We start from the raw sequence: 2,046 nt of genomic DNA, 5'->3' as shown, positions 1-2,046 counted from the left end.
GGACTCGGGCATGAACTACTCCTCTCGAATCACCCGAGAAGCCTGCCAGCATTGGGTAATTTTCCAAGCCCATCTCTGCGGCGAAGTCAGACGCAAACCAGTTGCTCAGCGGGATTGAGAGGATATTCGACATAGGACGGAAGAGTCGAGACGATATGGATCGAGTTGAGTGCTCCGCCGGTGTCGACCGCCCAGGCCGGGGCGCCATCGCCGCCGAATACGCTGCTGTAGTCGTCTTGGTGCATGTCGAGTAGGACATAGATGTGGTAGGCCGCCAGGGTGTGCACGGTCTGGTTGAGCGAGGCCAGGTAGGCGTAGTCGATCACACCGGGCTCGGGTTCCACTCCGGCCCATTGAACGCTGAGGCGCACGACGTCGACGCCATTGGAGGCCAACTGGGCCACTTCGGCAGCGGTAAACCCGTCAGCGGATGGCTCGAACGGCGGTGAGAAGTCGACCACATTGACGCCGTGCAGGATGACGACCTTTCCAGCGCTGTCGGTCAGCCAGGTGCCGGTGACTCGCAGGTCGCTGCCGGCGCTCGGGGAGACGCCGGCAATCGTGCCGGCCTGGCCTACCGCACCGTGACTGCCGAGCAGGCCGGCATTGCCGCCGGCGCCCCCAGCGCAGGCAGACCGGAGGTCGTACTGCCATCGCCGCCATTGCCGCCGACGCCGCCGTCGCCGATCAAATACCCGCCGGCGCCGCCGTCGCCGCCGGCCGCGCCGGCACCACCGTTGCCACCCGCGCCGCCGTCGCCGAAGAGCCCCGCCGAGCCACCGTTACCCCCGGCCACTCCGGCAGCGGTGCTGTTCCAGCCGGCCCCGCCGTCGCCGAACAACAGCCCGCCGGCACCGCCGTCGGGATGGGCGGCCGTGCCAGGGGCACCGTTGCCGATGATGTCATGTCCGAAGGCTGTGTTGATGAGCTTGTCGACGTGATTACCCCAAGAGCTGGCGATCCAGGTCTGCTCGACCGCATGCAGCGCTGAGGTGAGCGACTGGTCGACTAACTGGGCAAAACCGGCGGAAGCGGCCGCACTTGCCGGCTGATCGGTGGCGAACGCCGGGTCGCCGCCGACGACCATCGCGCTCACGTCGGTACTTGGCGTCGGGTCGACGTCGGAGAGCGCAGCGACGATCGGATCGAGGACCGCATCAAGCTCGTCAGCGGTAGCCTTCGCCGGAGTGAGCAACAGCGGGCCCAGCCCCAGCGCCACGCTACCGAGACCGACGAGCCAACGACTCATCGCGACGTCGTGCGAACGATGGTCACCCAATGCCGGACCCATCGACGCCCTTCCCTGACTGCTGCTGACCGGGGCGGGCGGCAAGTTATATCGATAGCCGCCTCGCTGTCAATAGGTCGACGTGAGGTCGACGTGCAGCACGAGAAGTACCGGCTAACCAGTAATCGGCGCCGGGCATAAAAGGTGAGGCGTCGATGTCGTCTCGCGCCAGCAGCACCGCGACATTCGCCAATGCGTATGCCGGCGATGAGCGGCGCGATGATCGACGCTACGTGCTCCCGGTTGAGGTCCGCGACCTGATCAAGGGCAAATCGACCGCCAGGGAAAACGGCAAGCACTAGGACGCTCTCGGCTGTATCCACCGATCGAGGTGCGACGTGGCCGCGGTCGCGTCACACTCGCAGTCTCGCTCGTGGCGAGGCACGCGGTTCCCATCCAGCCCAACCTCAGCGAGGGTGAAACTGTTGCGACAATCGGCCAGATTTTTCGCAAGGGCTTCACTTTCGATGTCGTCTCGCACGAACGGCACCGCCACGATCCAACCCCGCCAGCACCGCCGCGTTCGCATAGCTGCGGGCGGTCTTGCGATCCACCCCGGCCAACGCAGCCAGTTGACGCAAGCCGACCCCCCGACGTCAACACCCGCAACAACTCACGTACCTCGATTGGCGTGTTCCCGTTGGATGAGTCCGCCGTGTTTTAGAGTCCTGTGGCCCCCGGGTGGGGCGGAAGGGACGATGAGTCACATGGCTGGCCGCAAGAGGCATTCCGCGGAGGACATCGTGCGCAAGTTGCGC

3 protein-coding genes are annotated in these 2,046 nt (G+C 65.6%); 1 reads left to right on the top strand and 2 read right to left on the bottom strand.

Annotated elements, in window-relative coordinates:
• Positions 1-86 precede the first annotated feature (86 nt).
• Entirely contained in the window at positions 87-461 is a 375-nt protein-coding gene (locus F6Q13_RS17185) for a cellulase family glycosylhydrolase (protein ID WP_293059134.1), read from the bottom strand.
• Between the two features lie 113 nt (positions 462-574).
• A complete protein-coding gene (locus F6Q13_RS17180; RefSeq protein WP_293059131.1) occupies positions 575-1,249 on the bottom strand; it encodes a PGRS repeat-containing protein in 675 nt (224 codons plus the stop codon).
• Between the two features lie 194 nt (positions 1,250-1,443).
• Here F6Q13_RS17180 and F6Q13_RS17175 point away from each other — a divergent pair, with 194 nt between their 5' ends.
• The gene (locus F6Q13_RS17175) at positions 1,444-1,590 is read left to right on the top strand and encodes a hypothetical protein (RefSeq protein ID WP_293059128.1); all 147 of its coding nucleotides are present in this window, start codon (positions 1,444-1,446) and stop codon (positions 1,588-1,590) included.
• Positions 1,591-2,046 lie beyond the last annotated feature (456 nt).

The sequence above is a fragment of the Mycobacterium sp. genome (assembly GCF_008709575.1).
Classification (GTDB): domain Bacteria; phylum Actinomycetota; class Actinomycetes; order Mycobacteriales; family Mycobacteriaceae; genus Mycobacterium.
Note: the sequence above shows the minus strand (reverse complement) of the source record. Positions and strands in the feature narration are given on the sequence as shown.